The organism is Snodgrassella gandavensis, assembly GCF_914768025.1.
Classification (GTDB): domain Bacteria; phylum Pseudomonadota; class Gammaproteobacteria; order Burkholderiales; family Neisseriaceae; genus Snodgrassella; species Snodgrassella gandavensis.
In genome coordinates this window covers 1-20626 of record NZ_CAJZCE010000016.1, presented here as the reverse complement: position 1 = coordinate 20626, position 20626 = coordinate 1, and the positions used below count along the sequence as shown (strand labels likewise).

The window sequence follows — 20626 nt, the reverse complement described above, 5'->3', positions numbered from 1 at the left end:
GGATTATTTAGCTAGCAATATATATATTGCACGGAGGAGAATAATAGATGGCTAGAAAAGTCTGGGCATATGCCAAGGATAAAAATCATCAGTTTATCTATGAAAAGCAAGCGGAACAGCTGAAAATTTTTTATATTTGGGATGTTCTCAGATTAAAAGCACGAAATCCAGACGAATATAAAGAACTCAAATTTTATTCTACTGAGTTTGATGAAATTAACCGCCTGGAATTAACTGCATCCGAACATGGTTTTTTTAAATACAAATCTGAGCAAATTGATGAAGAGACAAGAGAATCTATTTATCATTCTACAGCGATGCTGATATTGATGGAAATGTCTGAAATTAATTTCACCATTGATAATGATAACTATCTTTTGACCTTTTCAAAATTTTTAGTTGAGCCCTGCCTGCGTTTCAAACATTTTGACAAGGATGAAGAAAAGTACTATCCAGACCTTGTTGGTTATTTTGCTGATGATTGTGAGCTATATGATAAATGGCATGGGTGTGTAGCTATTGAAGTTGTTTTTACTAATAATTGTCACTCTAAAAAAGTAAATTCATTCGAAAAAAATCATATTCCCATTATTGAAGTAAGTATCTCTGAAAAATTAAAGCTCGGAACAGAATTTTGTGGCGAAATAAAATTTACCGTGGCAGATGTTGAAAAATATTATCACGCACTGAAAAAGATGTTTGCTAATAAAGTGTTTGGAAAAATAAGATCTGATCCGGTATCTAAAAAATTTTATCAAAATGAAATAGATAATCTGCAAAATTCACACCAGCAAAATTTAATTGCATTAGAGAATAAACAACAATTACATCATGCAGAGAAGCTAACATTAGAAAGACAGTTCAATCTGTTAAATATAGAACATGAAAAAATGAAAGCTGAAATGTCTAAATTACAAAGTTTAATGGAACAAATGCGACAAAGAGAATGGCATTTGAATAACAGATTAAATTACTATACAACAATGGGATTTTGGCAAAAACTTAAACTGTTATTTCAAAATCCTGTTGATTAGATTAAAAAAGCTGCTTATAGATAAAGCAGCTTGGATATTTTTTCAGATGTGATTGATTAGTTCAGAAAGTGTAACCTGTCTGCACTTCTTCCGCTCCTATCAGCTCAGTAATTAATTGTAGTAATGGGCGCAATTCATGATAACGGCGGCTGGTCTTACGCAAGTATTTCAGAAAACGATGAATTTCACCACGATATTTGTCTTTACCATCGCGGTAATACAAGCGGGCAAAGATACCGGCTACTTTCAGATGGCGCTGCACGCCCATCCATTCAAAATCACGATAAAATTGATCAAAATCAGTACGTACCGGCAGTCCGACAGCCCGTGCTTTTTCCCAATAACGAATGACAATATCAAGGACAAATTCTTCATCCCATTCGATAAAGGCATCACGTAATAACGACACCAAATCATAAGTAATCGGGCCATACAATGCATCCTGAAAGTCCAGAATACCGGGGCGATCATGAGTGAGCATTATATTGCGTACAATGTAATCGCGATGCACATAAACCTGTGGTTGTGCCAGAATAACAGGTAGAATGGCAGTAACGCTTTGCTGCCACAGTTGTTGCTGCTTTTCAGTTAAAGACAGACCAAGCTCTTTCTGAACATACCATTCAGGAAAGAGTTGCATTTCGCGCTTTAATACAGTTTCATCATACAGCGGAAGCTGATCAGGAAGACTGGCTGTTTGCAGTTTGATCAGTTCATCAATCGCTTCCAGCAACAATATTTTGTGTACTTCAGTACGTTTATCCTGTTCCAGTGCTGCCAGATAGGGAGTATTGCCAAAGTCTTCCAGAGCCATAAATCCCAGTTGCTCATCAGCATGATAAACTTCCGGTACGTTGATGGCCTGAAAAAGCTTCTGTACCTTAATATAAGGCTGAATACTCATTTTATCCGGAGGGGCATCCATGCAGATTATTGTGTGGCCATCATTAAAAGTAGCACGAAAATAGCGCCGGAAATCAGCATCGGCGGCAGCGAAGCTTAGAGCAAAATCCTGTTGTGGATAGCAGGTATGAAACCATTTTTTTAATGCAGATTCTCGTTGCATGGCATTTTTCAGGTTAAAATAAACGCTATTTTAACTGGCAAAGCCGTTAAGGTGATACTTTGTCCTACTTATTCTCTCCCAAACCATTGGTTCTGGCACTAACAACGGTTTTTTGTGCCTTACCCGGGCTTGCTTTTGCTGCCTCTCCCCTGTCTATGGGTGAGGGCAATGTCTGTACAGCACCACAGCGGCCGAAAAATTTTGTCAAACCAGTGCAAAACAGTGGCGAAGCCAATCCCGGTACCGATGTCACACGGGTAGTGGCTGATGATGTCAACGGGCAGTCACAGGTTCAGGTACATGCCGAAGGCAATGTCATTATAGAGCGTAATGATGTTACCCTGAATTCAGACTGGGCTGATTATGATCAGCAGACGCAGATTATTAAAGCAGGTGATCACTTCACACTGGATAATGGTCAGGGACGTGTTACCGGTGAGCATGTGACCTATGACATGGCTAAAAGTACAGGGTTGGGTGATGCCGGACGCTTTGAGATGGAAAAGGACAACCGGCGTTTACAAGGTGTTGGTGATGAAATACAGATGGGTGGCAAAAATCGCTACCGTCTGCAAAGTGCCAAATTCAATACCTGTAATCCGGGTGACGATAGCTGGTATATCCGCTCTAGCAGTATTGATCTGGATTACGACAAAAATGTTGGTGTTGCCCGTAATGCAACACTGGTGTTTGGCGGAGTACCACTGTTTTACACACCGTGGATTGATTTCCCGTTAAACGGCAGCCGTAAAAGCGGCTTTCTGGCACCTACTATCAAGGGCGGTTCTGACGGTTTTGAACTAATGACCCCTTATTACCTGAATCTGGCGCCCAACTATGATGCGACTATTCGTCCACATTTTATCAGCAGCCGTGGTATACAGTTGGGTGGTGATTTTCGCTATCTGCAACCCAAATATCAGGGGCAGCTCAGTGCTGATTGGGTACCTAGTGACCAGAAAAGCAGTCACAAAAATCGTGCAGAAATCGATTTTACTCATACCCAGCAACTGGCAAAGGGGTTAACAGGAGGCATTGATTACCATCAGGTTTCAGATGATGATTACCGCCGTGATTTTTGGAATGGTGACAGTGGCAGCGTTAATCTGAACCGGCAGGCATGGCTGAATTACCATCAGGATTTATGGGGTGGTACTTTTGATGGCAATTTAATGGTACAGAAATACCAAACTCTGGCTTCCACCAGTGGTTATAAAGATCAGCCCTATTCACGTTTGCCCCATCTGTCTGCTACCTGGAATCGTTATTTTGGCAATCACTACACGGTTAATGTGTATGCAGAGGCAACCCATTTTGAAGGTCGACAAGTTGGGCATAAAGAGTGGCTGTATAAATACCCCAACGGCACTCGTCTGGTGTTATTGCCGGCCTTTACGGCTGACTACGCCAACAGTTGGGGTTATGTGCGGCCAAAATTGAGTTTTCATGCCACTCATTATGATATGAGCAAACAGAATAATCAGGATAGCCGCAGTATGGATCGGGCTGTGCCAATACTCAGCGTAGACTCAGGTGTGACATTTGAGCGCTTGTGGAAAACCCAGCGTTTGCATAAAGGGTTTATCCAAACGCTGGAACCACGCCTGTTTTATACCTACATTCCGAAACGGAATCAGGATGATATGCCGCTGTTTGATACTGCTGAAAACAGCTTTACTTACGACCAGCTATTCCGTGAAAACCGCTATTCCGGTCAGGACAGAATCAATGCGGCCAATTTTCTGACTACAGCACTACAATCACGCGTATACGACAGCACTAGTGGTATAGAGCGTTTTGCTGCCGGTATTGGCCAGCGTTTTTATTTCAGCGATGATAATGTTAAACTGAATGACAACACCCCAAAAAATAAAGAACGCAAACGTTCAGATATAGTTGCTTTCGGCCGTGCTGCCCTGAGTAATCACATTACGGCTGAATCCAAATGGCATTACAATCAGGATTTGAAAACATCTGAAAGTTATAATTTTGGTATCCGTTATACGCCAAAACCGGGTAAAACCGTAAGCGTACGCTATAAATATGGGCGTGACGAAAATTTATATGATGATGTTTATGGCAAAATGCGGGCAATCGATGTCGGCGTACAGTGGCCATTAACCCGCAACTACTATCTGGTTGCCAGACAAAACTACGATATTACTCACAGCACTGCCCTGAATCAGACAGTAGGTTTTGAATACCAGAGTCCATGTCATTGCTGGAGTGCTGGTCTGGTAGGTACGCGTTATACAGATGACTACCAAAAACGCAAAACCGCCATATTATTTCAATTACAGCTGCGTGACCTGACTGGAGTAGGTAACGGGCCACTCAATCAGCTCAGTTCGCAAATCCCCGGTTACAGTAATACTTATGAGGTAAAACATTAATGAAACGCATACATACTTGGCTGACAGCAACCATGCTGGCCGTTGCCTTACCTTCAGCACTGGCACTGGATATCAAACCAGTTGATAACATTATCGCTATTGTCAACGATGATGTGATTACACGGCAGGAACTGGATCTGGTTGCAGCCCAGATGCGTTCACAATTGCCAAAAGATCAAAATATCAGCACTGCTGATTTGCAGCAGCAGGCACTGGCGCAGTTGATACGTAAAGATTTACTGGTGCAGGCAGCCAAACGTGCCAATATCCGTCTGAGTAATGCTGATGTGAATGAAGCAATTGAACAATTTGCAGCACAACGACACATGAGTGTTAATGAGTTGATTCAGCGCATTGCTAAAGAAGGTATTAACGAAGATCAGTTACGCCGTACCATGACTGAAAACCTGCTGGCACAGAAAATTGAACAGAGTGAAGTAATGGGTAAAAGTCAGGTAAGTGATGCGGAAATTGATGACGCCATTGCCCGGGCACAGCAGGAAGGTCGGCAATTACCGCCGCCAGTGACTGCCTATTCCTATCATGTGCAACATATTCTGCTGAAAAACGATAACGATATTACGCGTAAACTGATTGAACAGATTGCCCAGCAGACACGTTCTGGTGCTTCATTTGAGCAGCTAGCACGGCAATATTCTCAGGATGGCAGTGCGCAAAATGGTGGTGATCTGGGCTGGATTATTGATGGAGAAACTGTACCGCCATTTGAAGCAGCCGTGAAATCATTGCAGCCTGGACAGATATCCCTGCCGGTACGTACCCAGTTTGGCTGGCATGTAATTCGTCTGGTAGACGTGAGAAGTAATGACAGCCCACAGGAGCGTCAGCGTAATGGTATGCGTGCAGTACTGGTACAGGAAAAACGCGAGATTTTATTACAGAATTTCCTCAAACAGCTACATGATCAGGCCTATATCAATATCCGTCCTCTGGACTGATGAATTGGATGCAGGTTAATCCACACATTTAGCAGCCAGATTAGCAACTGTTCTTTGCATTCTGGCTGTAAACGGTGTTTTATTGACACTCCAGTAGTTACTGCAGACAGAATACTGATATGTATCACATGAATAACCAGCCAGTTATTGCTGTTACCAGTGGTGAACCAGCAGGCATCGGCCCCGACATTTGCTTGGATCTGGCTGTCTGTGCATTACCGGTACGCATAGTGGTATTGGGGGATATGCCGCTATTACAGAAGCGGGCGGCACTACTGGGTAAAAATATAACTATCCGGCTTTATCAGCCTGATGGTAAATCTGTACCCGGGACACTGGAAGTTTGTCACATTCCAATTCAGGTAGCAGCGCAAGCCGGAATATTAAATGTGCACAATGCCGCTTATGTATTGCAGTTGCTAGATAGAGCGTATATTGGTATTCAACAGGGTGAATTTGCGGCCATGGTAACTGCTCCGGTGCATAAAGGAGTTATCAACGACAGTGGTATCCATTTTAGCGGCCACACCGAATATCTGGCGGCCAAAAGTGCAACACCACAGGTAGTGATGATGCTTGCCGGCGGTGGTCTGAAAGTGGCCTTGGCTACTACCCATTTACCGCTACGAAACGTAGCAGATACCTTAACAAAAGAGCTTTTAACTGAAGTATTAATCATTCTGCATCGCGATTTACAGCAAAAATTTGGCTTGCCACAGCCACGTATTCTGGTTGCCGGACTCAATCCACATGCCGGTGAAAACGGCCATCTGGGGCATGAGGAAAATAACATTATTATGCCGGTAATCCAGCAGTTACAGCAGCAAGGCATGAAAATCACCGGACCATTCCCGGCAGATACCCTGTTTCAGTCTTTTATGCTCAAGCAGGCTGATGCCGTTTTGGCCATGTATCATGATCAGGGTTTACCAGTATTAAAGTATGCAAGTTTTGGTGAAGGGGTGAATATTACCCTGGGATTGCCTTTTATCCGGACTTCAGTGGATCATGGCACAGCACTGGATCTTGCTGCTACAGGTAAAGCCACCAGTAGCAGCCTGTTTGCGGCAATTAATACCGCACTTGGTATGAGCCAGCACTGGAAGCTTAATTAGTGTGCTCACACGTATTTGATAAATACCGGCAGACATCATAAAATCTAAATTGCTATACGGCATGGGAAATCTCAATATGGCGACGCCGTTTATTGAAATGAAAGATGTGAGCTTCGCTTATGGCGATCGCTCCATTCTGAAAAACATTAATTTTAAACTAGAACAGGGTAGCTTCACTGCTATTATGGGTAGTTCCGGTAGTGGTAAAACCACATTATTGCGCCTGATTACCGGCCAGATTACCGCACAGCAGGGGCAGGTACTGATTAATGGCCGCGATATTGCCAAATTTAGTCGTGAAGAGTTGTATCACCACCGCCGCAACATGGGTGTACTGTTTCAGTTTGGCGCCCTGTTTACGGATTTATCTGTTTTCGATAATGTGGCTTTTCCGATGCGGGAGCACACCGATTTACCAGAAAGTATGATTCATGATCTGGTAACCATGAAGCTGAATGCAGTGGGTTTACGCGGAGTAGAGAGCTTAATGCCATCCGAGCTTTCCGGCGGCATGTCACGCCGAGTGGCACTGGCACGCACCATTGCACTAGACCCAGCACTATTATTATATGATGAACCATTTACCGGACTGGATCCGATTTCACTTGGCGTGATAGCCAGCTTGGTAAGTAAAATCAACAACGCTTTGCAAACCACAAGTGTCATGGTGACACACGATATTCAGCAATCTTTGGATATTGCCAGCCATGTGGTATTTCTGGCACATGGCGAGATTATTTTTTCCGGTTCTCCACAAGAAATGCGTGAACTGGATTCACCATGGATAAATCAGTTTATTCATGGGCAGGCTGACGGGCCGGTAGCATTCCGCTATCCGGTAACCACCACCTTACAACAGGATTTAAACATCGCGTGATGAAAGCAATTGAGCAACTGGGTGCAAAAACCCTGAGTTTTGTCCAGCATCTGGGGCGTGCAACATTATTCCTGTTTGCCGCCCTGTTGCGCAGTGGCACTGTTTTACGTCGCCCGGGCCTGATGATCCGGCAAATGTACTTTTCCGGTGTTCTCTCGATCATCATTATTGCTGTATCTGGGCTGTTTGTCGGTATGGTGCTAGGCTTGCAGGCCTATACGCAGTTGGCCAAATTCAAATCGGCCGATATCCTTGGCTATATGGTGGCGGCTGCCATGCTGCGGGAACTGGGGCCTGTACTTGCGGCAATTCTGTTTGCCAGCAGTGCGGGTGGCGCAATGACCAGCGAGATTGGTTTGATGAAAACCACTGAGCAGCTGGAAGCAATGAATGTCATGGCTATTGACCCAGTGGCACGGGTGGTGGCTCCGCGCTTCTGGGCTGGTGTGTTTTCCATGCCTTTACTGGCCTCTATATTTAATGTGGCTGGCGTATATGGTGCTTATCTGATTGGCGTAAAATATTTTGGTATGGACAGCGGTGTGTTCTGGGGACAAATGCAGAATAATCTGGATTTTCATTATGATGTCGTAAACGGCCTGATTAAATCACTAGTGTTTGGCGTGGTAGTCACTCTGATTGCGGTTTATCAGGGCTTTTATGCAAAGCCTACTTCAGAAGGCATTTTGCGTGCCAATACACGTACTGTAGTATCCAGCTCTCTGACTATTCTGGCAGTGGATTTTATGCTGACAGCTCTAATGTTTACCAAATAAGATACAGATTAACAGGGTAATGATATGAAAAAAAACAGTCTGGAAATGCTGGTTGGTCTATTCGTTTTAATAGGCATAGTGGCAATCCTATTTTTATCTTTTCGCGTAGCTGGTGGTAATGGTATTGGTTCCTCCCAACCCACATATACTTTATCAGCTTCATTCAGCGATATTGGCGGGCTGAAAGCACAGGCTCCCGTCAAAGCTGCCGGAGTGGTAGTAGGGCGGGTTGACAAAATTGTCCTCGATCCCAAAACTTATTGGGCTAAAGTAACTTTAAAAATTGATAAACAGTACCAGTTTAGTAGCGATACTTCTGCGCAGATTCTGACTTCTGGTCTACTTGGCGATCAGTACATTGGGCTGGAGCAGGGCGGAGATCCGGATAGTCTGGCCGATGGTGACACCATTACCATTACCAGTTCTGCTTTGGTACTGGAACAATTGATCGGTAAATTTATGACCAGCTTTGCTGAGGGTAACGCCAAAGGCAATAACAAACAAATAGACAGTACTGCAGCTTCGGCCAGTGAGTAAAAAAATAGCAGCAGATAAACACACAATATATTTAATTGAAGGAATATACAATGAAACTGAACAAATCTACGTTACTGGGTATATTAAGCATTGGTATTATGAGCATCAGCATGGCTTTTGCTTCGCCACAGCAGGCAGTAAGCCAGCTAAAGGATAATGCCACTCAGGTATTGAATATTTTGAGCGCAGCTAATGGAAAAAATGACGATCAAGTGCGCCGTCAGGCTGAAAACTATGCCATTCCCTATTTTGACTTTGAGCGCATGACTGCACTGGCTGTAGGTGCACCATGGCGTACAGCCACCCCAGCACAGCAGCAGGCGCTGACTCAGGAATTTAAAACCCTGTTGATTCGTACTTACTCCGGTACCATGTTGAAATTCAGAAATGCCAAAGCAAACGTTTACAGTAATCCGGTAGTGAATAAAAATGGGCGTGAAATCATTGTGCGTGTAGATATCACCACACCTAACAGCAAACCAGTACGCATGGATTACACCATGTATCAGGCTGGTAGCATGTACCGCATTTACAATGTCGCCGTTGAAGGTGCCAGTCTGGTTACCGTATACCGTAACCAGTTTAATCAAACCATCAGCCAGAAAGGTATTGATGGTCTGGTAGCTGATTTACGTGCTAAAAACGATAAATAACCATGCAAACCACCGTGCAGGGTAAAACCCTGATGATTCATGATAAGGTAACCATGAGTACAGTAGGGGAAAACGATTACAAGCGATTTTGTGACTGTATCCAGAATGCCGGCATTGAAAAAGTGGATGTCAGTGGTGTCACCGAAGCCGATTCAGCATGTGTGGCCTTATTAGTGGCGGCAAAGCGATTGGCGCGTAGACAAAAATTCATGTTGCACATCGCCGGAGTACCAGCAGGGCTGATTACCCTGATGGCACTTTACGGCGTAGAGGAATCATTACAATGAGTAAAAAAAAATTGCTGGCAGCTACACTGCTATTATGCCTGAGTCAGGTAGGCTGGGCCGAAGAACAGACCTATAAAGACCCGTACGAAGGATATAACCGGGTAATGTTCAATATTAACGATCATCTGGATCGTTATATCATGACACCGGTAGCTCGTGGTTACCGTAAAGTCACACCTTCACCCGTACGCACCGGCGTAAATAACTTCTTCAATAATCTGCGTGATGTAGTTAGCTTCGGCAGTAATCTGTTGCGGCTGGATATTGAAAAGGCCAGTACAGATTTTGTACGCGTTGGTATCAATAGCACTTTTGGTTTAGGTGGTTTGCTGAATATTGCTGATGCCGGCCAGATTCCGAATAACAAAAATACACTTGGTGATACTTTTGCCTCATGGGGCTGGAAAAACAGCAATTACTTCATTTATCCGATTTTAGGCCCGTCAACTGTACGCGACAGTATTGGTAGCACCATCACTGATGCGTTTCCGATAGAAAATGCTATCTTCAAAGATAATACTGTGCGCTGGAGCACTGCCGGCTTAAATGGTATTGCTACACGTGAGGCATTGCTGGATGTAACCGACAGCCTGAATGATGCTGCGCTAGATCGCTATACCTATATGCGTGATGTGTATATGAAACTGCGTAACAGGCAGGTGGGTGGCACATTATTTCCTGCCGATGAAGATGAGGATGATGATATCGACAGCTTGGTGGCACCAAATAGTGATAACACTAGTGCACAACCAGCTTCGGCAGATAAACCTACTGATACTGGAGAAAAAAACTCAGCATCTGCCAGTGGCAGTATGCCTGTAACAACTGAACCAGTAGCAGCCAAATATACGAATACTACAACACTACCTGCTACGGCCACTTCAGCAAGCCAGCCTTACTGGAGTGTGTACTAAGCATGAGTGCAGGCATTGCTGGAGTTTAAACCAGTAACTGAAATTCAGGTCGTATTACAACAGGAATGCAATCATGTTTGAAGTTAACCGCAGTGTATTTTTGCTTGTTCCACTTGAACCATTTTGGGCATGGTTACAAAACCTGCCCGATATTGATCAGGAACAGTTATCATTAGAGAGTTTACAGCAGGATGCCAATGCCTATTTGACTTCTGCCTACGAGGATATTGATGATTTGTGGGCTGAAATTGAACAGCGCTATCAGGATATCTTTGCAGCTGAACTGGCTGACTGGTGCGAGGATGAAAGCTTATGGCCAACTTTAAGCTTAGATAATTTTAAGGACTGGTTTGGAGTACAAATTTCAACAGTGGTAACCGATCTGGCACAGGAAGAACTGGCACGTGAAGCATTCGTGCCTATTGCCCTGAATTAAACCAGTATTATTGTCTATGCAAAAAAGCCAATGTTAAACATCGGCTTTTTTGCATTAAAAGCAGTTGTCTGACATTTATTATTCTGTGCTGAAATCATTCTGTTAAACCACAAATTGATTGCATAATCTTTAATCTTGCTAACCTGATTTAAAATAATCGATTACAATTGTATACAATCAACTTTCAAACCAGTTTATATGCTGTACATAACCGGAATTAATTCATATGCAGCGCAGAAGTAAAACTGTATCGCGACGCCAGTTATTACTGACTGGCAGCGCTGCCATGCTCGGTGTAGCCATGCCACGTATGGCACTGGCAGGCGCGCAACGCGAAGAAACGCTTGCTGATGATGTAACTTCCATCATGCGCAATGCAGTCAATAATGCCAACCCACCGCGACTGATTTTTGCATCGCCGGCAGAAGCCAGCCGCTGGTTAAATGCCATGTCGACACGGCTTGCGCCATATGTTTCAGATGATTATGCACGTAAGCGTTTGCTCACCAACATCCAGTATGAAGCGATGCGTGCTGGTCTGGATACACAGGTGATACTGGGGCTGATTGAAGTAGAAAGCCGTTTTCGCCAATATGCTATTTCTGGAGTAGGGGCACGCGGACTGATGCAGGTAATGCCATTCTGGGTGAAACAGATTGGCCGGCCGGAACATAACTTATTCGATATTCGCACTAACTTACGTTATGGCTGCACCATCCTGCGTTATTATCGAAATCGAGAGAATGGTAATATGGCCAGAGCACTGGCGCGTTATAATGGCAGTTTGGGCCGTACTACTTATTCAAATGCTGTTATCAGTGCGTGGCAGCGGCACTGGCAATGGGCGTAATAACTATTCTGTAACAAAGATAATCTTTTTAACACGGGTTGTCTGGAAAGACCACCTGTATTCATTATTAGGAAACCACCATGTCTGTTAATAAAGTCATCCTGGTTGGCCGTTTGGGTCGAGACCCTGAAACGCGATATATGCCTAGCGGCGATGCAGTAACCAACTTCTCCATCGCTACTGATGAACAATGGCGTGACCGCAATGGTGAGCGCCAGACCCGTACCGAATGGCACAACATTACCCTGTTTGGCAAACTGGGTGAAATAGCCAGCCAGTATCTGCGTAAAGGTAGTCAGGTGTATATCGAAGGTCGTATTCAAAGCCGTAAATACAGCGGTAAAGATGGTATCGAACGCACTGCTTACGACATCATCGGCAATGAAATGAAAATGTTGGGAAGCCGTAATGATGGCACCAGTGCTGGTGGCGGCTATGACCAAACAGGTGGCGGTGCTGATTATGCACAGGGTGGCAACAACTATAGTCAGGGCGGTTATGATGCTGCACCTGCTGCTTCCAGCCCACCACCGGCGGCACCACGCCGTCAGGCACCACGGCCAGCACCCACACCGGCGCCAGTGGATGATATTGATGATGATATTCCATTTTAATTATCTAAAATTGATTAAGAATCAATATTGTTATACGCTATTAGAGGATAAATGCGTTAAATGTAATATATGTGAAAATATGGTTACTTGTAACTCGTTTAAAAGTATTCCGTATAATTTTGATAAAAATTGTGATGGTTGCTCAATGTGCCATGATTTATGTCCAGCAAAGGCTCTAGTATATGACATACACTAATTCCATGAACAAAAATAAGATGAATATACCAAAGCTACTATTAAATCAGGCTTGGCCTATATTTATAGGCCAATTGGCTGTTACAAGCTATTCCATTATTGACTTGATAATTGTTGGGCATTTCTCTTCTCTTGACATTGCTATTGTGGGCGTTGGGGATAATGTTTTTTTTACTATTTTTATTGGATTTTCTGCAATTTTGTTAATATTACCCCCCCTGTACGCTCAAAAATATAGTGACGGAGGGTTTGAAAATGTAAAAAATTTAACTGCGCAAGGATTCTGGTTAGCAATAATACTTTCGATTATTGTTTGTTTTATATTATTAAACGCAGAGCCACTGATTAACATTAGTCATCTAGATGAACAGTCATTTTTTAAAGTCAATGAATATTTAACAATTTTAATTATAGGTGTTCCTGCGTTATTAATTTATAAAATTATTTTTGCCTATGCCTCAGGAATTTATAAGCCTAAAATAATTATGTTTACAAATTTTATCGGACTTGCGATCAAAGGTGTACTTACTTATCTTTTTGTTTTAGGATTCTATTCCATACCAGCTATGGGAGTTAATGGATGCGCATTAGGAACCGTTTGTGCGTCGTGGTTAGTTCTTATAATAGCTATTTGTATCTTTTTTAAAAAGAAAATCCCATTGTCAATTTCGTTCAAAATTTCAACTAAGACACAACTTTTTTTATTAAAAACTGGAGGCCCAATTGGCCTCACTTTCTTAGTAGATTATAGCTCCTTTACTATTATAGGTCTATTGGTTGCTAATTTGGGATTGACTACAATGGCTAGCCATCAAATCGCTGCGAATGTGTCTTACATTTCTTATCTAATCCCTTTGTCAATAGGTAGTGCCTCTTCAGTAATTGTGGGGAGTTATTTGGTAAAAGAAAATCAATTAGCAAAAAAAGTAGGGTTTTCATGTATCAAATCAGGGGTTTTAATTGCTTTTATATATAGTTTATTGCTTTTTTTGCTAAGAAAACAGATTGCTTCATTTTATACAACTGATCAAATTGTATGTGATGTCGCATCCTTATTAATTGGCTTTGTTGCTTGTTATCATTTTTTTGATGCGATTTATACAATAGTTAGTGGCGTATTGCGAAGTTTTAATAAAACATTTATACCAACTCTTATTCTAGGTAGTTGCCTATGGGGAATAGGATTATGTGGTGGTTATTTCTTGACTTTCGATGGTGAGTTTGGGGTGAAAGGATTTTGGTTTGCGCTGATTATTGCGGCGATTATAGCATCAAAAATTACATTGTTATATTTTCATAATATAACCCTACCAAATAAGTATAAAGAAGGATAGCTTTATGAAATATTATGAAATAGACTGCAAAAATATTATTATAAAATCTAAATTACCAGACACTGATTATGTTGTAAATCCCTATATTGGTTGTAGTTTTTCCTGTTTATATTGCTATGCAAGCTTTATGGGGAGATTCATTGGCGAGCCTGTCGAAAACTGGGGGAATTATGTTTATATAAAAAAAAACTCAGTAGAGATATTTGATAAACAATTAAAAAAATTTTTAGATAAAAATTCGAGCTCAACAATATTTTTTAGCTCAGTAACAGATCCATATTTACCTCTTGAAAAAAAATATCAACTAACTAGGAATATGCTTGAAATATTAAAAAATACCAATTACCCTGGTTTGATAAGCATACTCACAAAGTCAGCTTTAGTGCTTAGGGATATAGATGTTTTGCAAGGTTTAAAAAATGTTGAAGTAGGTTTTACTATTACTTCATCTCAGGATCGTATAAGCCGAGCACTAGAGATAAAAGCGCCATCTATAACGAGCAGATTAGATGCATTACATAAACTGAATAGTCATAATATTAGAACTTATGCATTTCTTGGACCAATATTACCCCATCTTCTTCAAAATCCTTCTGAATTAGAATCTCTTATTTCACTTGTTGCACAAACAGGTACTAAATCTGTTTATGTAGAACATATAAATTTAAGCCCTTATATAAAACAAAAAATAGTTTCATATGATAAAACGTTGGCAAGCACCTATCTATCTTTGAAAAAAAACAAGATCCAAATAAATGACGATTTTATTCGAGGTTTGTTAGATAAATATGGACTTCACTTGCGATTAGGAAATGTGATTGAACATCGTAAATAAAATGAAGGTGAATAACAATGGATATTAACGAGCTATATTTACATCAATTTAAATCTTTTCTCCTTAAAGCAAAGTTGCATGGTTATGCTGGAGGGGATAGATTAAAAATTCGCTCCAGAAGGCCTACATCTTTATTAGGCTGGTTGTGCCTAATATGTAACTACTTCAATGCCTGTCAGTCTAGTACTTAGTAGCGAAATAGGCACCAAATCATCCTGTAACTTAGGCTGATAATAATTAAGCGCAGCGGCTTAGGCAGCTCATTGCAGTAGTAACAGAATGACTTTCTTGTAGTTCCAGAGTCCAAGTTTTACGAGCCTTGGTAGGCACTAGCGCTTTTTGATAATTTCCTCCTGAAGCTGAGATTTTAAACTCAGCTCGACAAACATCTGCTTAAGCTTGCGGTTTTCAGCCTCCAGTTCCTTTAAACGTTTGGTATCGGACGTTTCCATACCACCGTATTTTTCCCGCCATTTATAAAAAATTGAATTCCCTATGCCATATTTATGGCAGAGTTCTTTGACGGGGATACTGGCTCGAGCTTCTTTTAAAATAGCTACGATCTGATGTTCAGTCATTTTTTCATGTTTGAATCCTCTGTGGGTTAATAAAGAGAATTTCCTACTTCGAGGCTGTACTATTTTAGGGGCTAGTTATAAGCCTCACCGCCTATACCCATATAACGCGCTAATACCAAGCAGGGATAATCAAAGCCTCCTACACCTGAACCCACAGCCTCTAACGACTTGTCAAGATTTTTTTCGCACATGGAAATAGCCCTATATTTAATTCCTTAACTTCATTGTTGAGAACATTTAACATAGGGCTAATATATAAGTTACAAGTTCAATATAACGGAAAAGGATGAAAGTATAGAAAAAGATACAATATGATTTTAAACGCTTTGAGAAGTTTAATGCAGGCAGCTCAAGATCATGAATGTGATTATGATTCAGAAACGGATGAAATATGGGCAATGTCATGGAGAAAAATTGGGAGTAAGAAACCAGTCCCAGATCATTTAAAAAGTGAGTATAATTAAATTCATCTTCTTGCATTTATTTTTATAATTAAATTAATAGAGTAAAGTATGAATGATATGATAATACCAGAATGTTTGGCTAAAAATGATTACTTTACAGCTAATGTTGCATGTATGGATGATTATGGTGTATTTATCATTATTTATAGGTTGGATACATTTGAATTTTATACTTCTTTTAATGTTTTTAATACGGATAAAAAATCTTGGATATCTAAAGCACATGAGTGTATTAGTAAATTAAAAGTACCAATTGATTGGAAAAGGCCACATCGTTATTGCCTGGCTCGTTATGCTCGTCAGGTTTTGAATGATGACTCTTTTTGGGGGGAGTTATCTTGTAATATGTTAAGCAATGAAGATATAAACCGTTACATGCTTATCTCCAGATTAAAGGAAACAGTATTAGTTAAAAAGTTAAATCAATTATCAGAGGATGAAAAAATTCAATTGTTTATCCTTAAACAATGGGAAATAGATGGAGAAGTAGGAGAAGGTATTACTTATGCTATTTATGGGCGTGAATATGTATATAAAAGATTGTATGATAAAGAAAAATATGAGATTTATTATAAAAAATATTGGGAAAAAGTAGAAAGTGTCTTTGGAAAACTCGATGAAGATGAATAATTTTAATCCAGTAAATATTTTAAATTATACTAATTGAAAAAGGGACTAGGAAATATGTAATGTGGCTCGACAAAACTGAAGATTGAAGAAGATTCCGTTGCTTTCTTTTGTTTATTATACCTATCGGTATTAGCTGAAAAAATCTTTTAGTCAAAAATTAGCTTAATATGATAATAGTATATTGAATAGTGAGAAATTCAAGACTAAAGATGCTGAAATAGACAATGCAAATATAGGGGAAGTTCCCAATCTGCCAGATACTGATGATCCGGACAATGGAAAGAATAACCTTAAATATTGAAAAAATTGCCAATAAATATCTGAAGCAAAGAGGTCATTATACTCATGAAATAGAATAGATTTTTTTAGATGATAGAGTACAGATTAAGCATTATGATATATATATTGATAAAAAACTGGATAGTTGTGGATTCTTAGAAAACAAGAAAGTAAAGAAAGTGGCATCCCTACAGGTTATATTTTATAAAGGTATTTAAATATGGAAACGACATCCGTGAAAGTTGCTTTTGACATTTATGGTGAACATTTTCAACCGAGTGCTATAACAGATCTTTTAAATGTTCTTCCAAATAGTACAATAATCAAGGGGATTGTTCCTGCAGGAAAAAATTGGCCGGCAGTAGAAACAATGTGGTCTATAGACACTGGCTATGAAAAATCAGACGATATTAATATCCAATTAAAAAAAATAATTGGTTTAATACAAGATAAAGAAGATATTCTAAATCGAATAAGGTCTGAGCTAAATATAGACATGCTTTTTGATGTAGTTATTCGTTTAGAAAATGATGAATATCCTGTAATGCGGTTAAAACCCGATGTATTGAAATTCATAGCAAGTATCAGTGCTGATATAGATTTTAATATATACTGATAAAAATATGTATTTTACAAATGAATAAATTAACCCAATTTTTAAAAAAAGTGGGTTAATTGGTTGTTGCTATTAATAGTAAATATTTTTAATCAGATGACAATGATAAAAACTGTATAAGATATATTTATTCAAATAAATTAGTTGTATTCTGATTTGGTGCATACGATGCAAAGACAGGGTGGTATCTCAGAGTGATTCAATCGGGCTGATGGATGAAATAAACATTTATGATTATGCAGGTGGGAGTCTGCTAGTATATGTGGAAATTTTATTGACCCAGAACAGGAGGGGAGATTTCGCCTGTTAATACATTATTGTTAGTACAGAACAGACATAAAAAATTACGCTGTCTATTTTGGTGTTTTATATTCAATCGGTGTCATGTCATTTGATGCCTTATAAGGTCTTTTTGTGTTATAAAGCATTAGCCATTCTTCGGTTGCTTTTCTTGCTTGTGCCAGATTATTAAAAAGATATAAATCCAATACCCTCTGTACGCTAAGTACAATTAGTTGTTCATTCAATATAGCCATTTTGATATGGGTTGCCGAGGTTGATGTAATCTATAGTTATACCATGTGATTTTGCTCAGTTGATGGGCGTATTTCCGGTAACTTCTAACTCGTTATCCACCCGTATTTTTAGTGGATAACGATGATATTTGGCCAGTTTATCTAGATACCAAGAAATTCTACCAGCCGGTAAGCTGACTGCAAGATTAATGTTTAACACCTCACGATTAAAGTTATTTCTCACATTGAATCTTTTGTAATTTAGGTTGGTAAGAGTAAGTATAGTGGCTTTAACCAACATTAGAATAGCTTATTGCAATAGTAATAGGATGATTTGATTGTGGAAATAGAACACAAATGTTACGTGTCTTGGTGGGCGCTAGCGTTTTTTTATGATTTCTTCAGGATGCTAAAATTTTAAATCTCTCAACTCTGCAAATATCTGTTTGAGCTAACGCTTGTTAATTTCCAGTTTCTTTAAATGTTTGATATCCGAGGTTTGTATACCATCATATTTTTCTCGCCATTTATAAAAAGTTGAATTACCCATGCCGTATTCACGGCAAAGTTCTTTGACAGGGATGCCGGCTTAAGCTTCTTTTGAAATAGATACGATTTGATGTTCAGTCATTTTTTATGTATAAATCCTATTGTGAATTAATAAGAGAATTTTCTATTTTAAGGCTGTGCTATTTTAGGGGAGGAGTTCGTCAATTAAGACTAAAGGTGAGGGACACGCTGGAAGTTATAGGCGGTTATATAATAAAAAAGATGTTAGTATTTGTATACTTATTCCCGAAAGGAAATATTTAAGAGAATGAAAAATGCAATTGATAAATTAATAAAAATTGATTTTCAAAATTTTGATTTTTTGATAAAAGATTATTTTATTTTTAGTATTTCTATTTTTGACCACATTCTGAATGAAGAAGAATACATTAATGCATATTTAGTCTCTTATGCTGACATTAAAAATGATATAGAAAAGAAAATTTTATTTAATAAAATAAAAAGAAAATTTGTGTTTATATATAAAATGCTGTTTAAATTATCAAAAGGAACTGTAATAGCTATAATAGATGAAAAACCTAGAAAGATTGCATCATTCAACCATTATATGTACATAATAAATAATATTCTTAAAGAAAAAAAACTATGTACATTGATTTACCCCTTATTAGGTTGTATTACTACTACTGGATATGATTTAACACACCAATTTTTGATTCCAAAAAACAAAATTTTATTAAAAAGAGAAATTGAAATACTAGTAAAAAAGGTTGGGTTAAGCATAATTGGATATTAGTTCAAATATTCAATTATTAGTTTTCTGGATATTGTTAAGTGAATATAACAAGGTGCCAAATGAATTACCCAAATGATAGTGATGAAATAAAGTTAGGAGATAAACTAAATTTTGGTAGGGCGATGACAACAATTGTATTATGGTGTTTTGATTTAAAAATATCTTTTTATGATTGAATAATCAAGGAGGTTTTTATTTAAATATTTAATTTGATCAATTCATTAATTAAAAATAAGGCTAAAAATATTGAATGTTCATTTGAAAGAGTTTATTCACAAATGCATTGAGACCAAGAAATGTATATGGTAAAAAAAACGTATGGTGAAAATAGATTAGTTAGTACTAGTCTAAATTGTAAACAAACATGGCCGGAGAAAAACTTTAGATGAGTTATGAAGATTTAAATGCAAATTGGCAACCAGAATTTGGAACAATATTTAACTGGCCTGCAATGGATAAATTTGGAAAAATTGCGATAATGGTAAATAACTGCTGGGGGGATTTACCTAAGGCTCTATTATCAAATTATAGTTCAATATTATTATTAGAACCCTTTATGGAACACATTTCCGAAGGTCTAGATAAATTTAGTCAGTATTCATATAAAAAACATGGCGAAACTATATTGGATTTATATTCTGGTCTTACCTATAAGGCATATAAAAATAGAAAAGAAATTGAGAGAGAAGTATTTGAAGAGTCTAAACGTGAAAATGTCATTACTGATGAGGGTTTACCTGCCAAAAAAGGTGTGTTTGTCTATTACGCAGTTGAAGGTTGTAGGCCAGGTCATGATTTTGTAGTTGGTTATGATGGTGAAACCAAAATGGGGGATTATTTTAGATATTTAATACCTACAATTTATGCGTCTATCGAAGATTTTCCAAAAGAACTGCGGACAGCAATAGCTGTATCTGATACGGTTGATTTTACAAAAGATAGATTATTCGATAATGACAGAATCAGCGAGTATTTTCCTAGAATGTATAGTTAAACTAAAAGTCAGGTTTAATACAGGGCTTTTTTATTTTTTTGATTAATAAATAATTCTATTTTAAAAATTTGTGCCAATAAAAATTTGTAGTAAAAAAGAAATTAATACTTTAAACTAATCTTACTTATAAATATATTTGAGTTTTAAAGGGTATAGGATGAAAAAATTGAATAAACTTAAATGGCTTACTCAAGTAATAGCTTTGCCTTATGAAGTTCAGAGAAGTTTGTTTGTACTAGCTCAAATTTAATCTGACAAACACTACCTACTCATCGGCATTCGTTCTAACACAATGACTGTCTGATGAGTAAAATAAATTCTCTAGCTGCTTTTCTTTAGCCAGTCCTTTTGTCTCTACCCAAGTTTGCC

At 39.0% G+C, this 20626-nt stretch carries 25 protein-coding genes; 20 read left to right on the top strand and 5 right to left on the bottom strand.

The window, feature by feature from the left end; all coding sequences use genetic code 11:
- Positions 1–47 precede the first annotated feature (47 nt).
- On the top strand, positions 48–1034 hold the full coding sequence (locus MJ764_RS10155) for a hypothetical protein (protein WP_239326677.1): 987 nt from the start codon (positions 48–50) through the stop codon (positions 1032–1034).
- A 61-nt stretch (positions 1035–1095) separates the two neighbouring features.
- Here the strand turns inward: MJ764_RS10155 and amgK are convergent, their stop codons facing one another.
- The gene (gene amgK / locus MJ764_RS10150; protein WP_239326675.1) at positions 1096–2100 is read right to left on the bottom strand and encodes an N-acetylmuramate/N-acetylglucosamine kinase AmgK; all 1005 of its coding nucleotides are present in this window, start codon (positions 2098–2100) and stop codon (positions 1096–1098) included.
- Positions 2101–2159: 59 nt separating this feature from the next.
- Here amgK and MJ764_RS10145 point away from each other — a divergent pair, with 59 nt between their 5' ends.
- The 14 genes from MJ764_RS10145 to MJ764_RS10080 all read left to right on the top strand — a co-directional run bounded on the left by MJ764_RS10145 (position 2160) and on the right by MJ764_RS10080 (position 14875).
- Positions 2160–4493 carry an LPS-assembly protein LptD gene (locus MJ764_RS10145; RefSeq protein ID WP_239326673.1) on the top strand — a complete coding sequence of 778 codons (2334 nt, stop codon included), beginning with the start codon at positions 2160–2162 and terminating at the stop codon, positions 4491–4493.
- On the top strand, positions 4493–5452 hold the full coding sequence (locus MJ764_RS10140; protein ID WP_239326671.1) for a peptidylprolyl isomerase: 960 nt from the start codon (positions 4493–4495) through the stop codon (positions 5450–5452). Before MJ764_RS10145 ends, MJ764_RS10140 begins: the two co-directional genes overlap by 1 nt.
- Before the next feature lie 128 nt (positions 5453–5580).
- Positions 5581–6567 (top strand): 4-hydroxythreonine-4-phosphate dehydrogenase PdxA, encoded by a 987-nt coding sequence (pdxA, locus tag MJ764_RS10135; protein WP_239326723.1) that lies wholly within the window; start codon positions 5581–5583, stop codon positions 6565–6567.
- 76 nt (positions 6568–6643) lie between these two features.
- Positions 6644–7444, top strand: a complete 801-nt coding sequence (locus MJ764_RS10130; RefSeq protein ID WP_239326721.1) for an ABC transporter ATP-binding protein — start codon at positions 6644–6646, stop codon at positions 7442–7444.
- Positions 7444–8220: a lipid asymmetry maintenance ABC transporter permease subunit MlaE gene (gene mlaE, locus MJ764_RS10125; protein ID WP_239326669.1), complete on the top strand. Its 777-nt coding sequence runs from the start codon at positions 7444–7446 to the stop codon at positions 8218–8220. The genes MJ764_RS10130 and mlaE overlap by 1 nt, the downstream gene beginning before the upstream one ends.
- Before the next feature lie 24 nt (positions 8221–8244).
- Positions 8245–8757, top strand: a complete 513-nt coding sequence (gene mlaD, locus MJ764_RS10120) for an outer membrane lipid asymmetry maintenance protein MlaD (protein ID WP_239326667.1) — start codon at positions 8245–8247, stop codon at positions 8755–8757.
- A gap of 50 nt (positions 8758–8807) precedes the next feature.
- Positions 8808–9410: an MlaC/ttg2D family ABC transporter substrate-binding protein gene (locus tag MJ764_RS10115; protein WP_420853952.1), complete on the top strand. Its 603-nt coding sequence runs from the start codon at positions 8808–8810 to the stop codon at positions 9408–9410.
- A 2-nt stretch (positions 9411–9412) separates the two neighbouring features.
- Positions 9413–9697 carry an STAS domain-containing protein gene (locus MJ764_RS10110; RefSeq protein ID WP_100089420.1) on the top strand — a complete coding sequence of 95 codons (285 nt, stop codon included), beginning with the start codon at positions 9413–9415 and terminating at the stop codon, positions 9695–9697.
- Complete coding sequence (locus MJ764_RS10105) at positions 9694–10611, top strand: MlaA family lipoprotein (RefSeq protein WP_420853951.1); 918 nt, start codon at positions 9694–9696, stop codon at positions 10609–10611. The genes MJ764_RS10110 and MJ764_RS10105 overlap by 4 nt, the downstream gene beginning before the upstream one ends.
- A gap of 73 nt (positions 10612–10684) precedes the next feature.
- Entirely contained in the window at positions 10685–11047 is a 363-nt protein-coding gene (locus MJ764_RS10100; RefSeq protein WP_239326665.1) for a VacJ, read from the top strand.
- A 226-nt stretch (positions 11048–11273) separates the two neighbouring features.
- Positions 11274–11897, top strand: coding sequence for a lytic transglycosylase domain-containing protein (locus MJ764_RS10095; protein WP_239326663.1), 624 nt, complete (start codon positions 11274–11276; stop codon positions 11895–11897).
- 80 nt (positions 11898–11977) lie between these two features.
- Positions 11978–12511: a single-stranded DNA-binding protein gene (locus MJ764_RS10090; RefSeq protein ID WP_239326661.1), complete on the top strand. Its 534-nt coding sequence runs from the start codon at positions 11978–11980 to the stop codon at positions 12509–12511.
- A 182-nt stretch (positions 12512–12693) separates the two neighbouring features.
- Positions 12694–14040 carry an MATE family efflux transporter gene (locus tag MJ764_RS10085; RefSeq protein ID WP_024496422.1) on the top strand — a complete coding sequence of 449 codons (1347 nt, stop codon included), beginning with the start codon at positions 12694–12696 and terminating at the stop codon, positions 14038–14040.
- 4 nt (positions 14041–14044) lie between these two features.
- Positions 14045–14875, top strand: a complete 831-nt coding sequence (locus tag MJ764_RS10080) for an SPL family radical SAM protein (protein WP_024496421.1) — start codon at positions 14045–14047, stop codon at positions 14873–14875.
- Between the two features lie 329 nt (positions 14876–15204).
- On the opposite strand, the gene MJ764_RS10075 is transcribed toward MJ764_RS10080, so the two are convergent.
- Positions 15205–15453 carry a transposase gene (locus MJ764_RS10075; RefSeq protein WP_420853950.1) on the bottom strand — a complete coding sequence of 83 codons (249 nt, stop codon included), beginning with the start codon at positions 15451–15453 and terminating at the stop codon, positions 15205–15207.
- A gap of 311 nt (positions 15454–15764) precedes the next feature.
- Here MJ764_RS10075 and MJ764_RS10070 point away from each other — a divergent pair, with 311 nt between their 5' ends.
- The 3 genes from MJ764_RS10070 to MJ764_RS10060 all read left to right on the top strand — a co-directional run bounded on the left by MJ764_RS10070 (position 15765) and on the right by MJ764_RS10060 (position 17442).
- Positions 15765–15917, top strand: coding sequence for a hypothetical protein (locus MJ764_RS10070; RefSeq protein ID WP_239326659.1), 153 nt, complete (start codon positions 15765–15767; stop codon positions 15915–15917).
- 48 nt (positions 15918–15965) lie between these two features.
- Positions 15966–16547: a hypothetical protein gene (locus MJ764_RS10065; protein ID WP_239326657.1), complete on the top strand. Its 582-nt coding sequence runs from the start codon at positions 15966–15968 to the stop codon at positions 16545–16547.
- A gap of 499 nt (positions 16548–17046) precedes the next feature.
- Positions 17047–17442 (top strand): DUF4279 domain-containing protein, encoded by a 396-nt coding sequence (locus MJ764_RS10060; protein ID WP_239326655.1) that lies wholly within the window; start codon positions 17047–17049, stop codon positions 17440–17442.
- A 353-nt stretch (positions 17443–17795) separates the two neighbouring features.
- Here the strand turns inward: MJ764_RS10060 and MJ764_RS11675 are convergent, their stop codons facing one another.
- The 3 genes from MJ764_RS11675 to MJ764_RS11670 all read right to left on the bottom strand — a co-directional run bounded on the left by MJ764_RS11675 (position 17796) and on the right by MJ764_RS11670 (position 18540).
- Positions 17796–17978: a transposase gene (locus MJ764_RS11675; RefSeq protein WP_239374599.1), complete on the bottom strand. Its 183-nt coding sequence runs from the start codon at positions 17976–17978 to the stop codon at positions 17796–17798.
- A 55-nt stretch (positions 17979–18033) separates the two neighbouring features.
- Complete coding sequence (locus MJ764_RS10055) at positions 18034–18201, bottom strand: hypothetical protein (protein ID WP_239326654.1); 168 nt, start codon at positions 18199–18201, stop codon at positions 18034–18036.
- A gap of 207 nt (positions 18202–18408) precedes the next feature.
- On the bottom strand, positions 18409–18540 hold the full coding sequence (locus MJ764_RS11670; RefSeq protein WP_369127171.1) for a transposase: 132 nt from the start codon (positions 18538–18540) through the stop codon (positions 18409–18411).
- Between the two features lie 234 nt (positions 18541–18774).
- Here MJ764_RS11670 and MJ764_RS10050 point away from each other — a divergent pair, with 234 nt between their 5' ends.
- Together MJ764_RS10050 and MJ764_RS10045 are read left to right on the top strand one after the other, a co-directional pair.
- On the top strand, positions 18775–19263 hold the full coding sequence (locus MJ764_RS10050; RefSeq protein ID WP_239326652.1) for a hypothetical protein: 489 nt from the start codon (positions 18775–18777) through the stop codon (positions 19261–19263).
- 385 nt (positions 19264–19648) lie between these two features.
- On the top strand, positions 19649–20257 hold the full coding sequence (locus MJ764_RS10045) for a hypothetical protein (RefSeq protein WP_239326650.1): 609 nt from the start codon (positions 19649–19651) through the stop codon (positions 20255–20257).
- Positions 20258–20626: the final 369 nt, after the last annotated feature.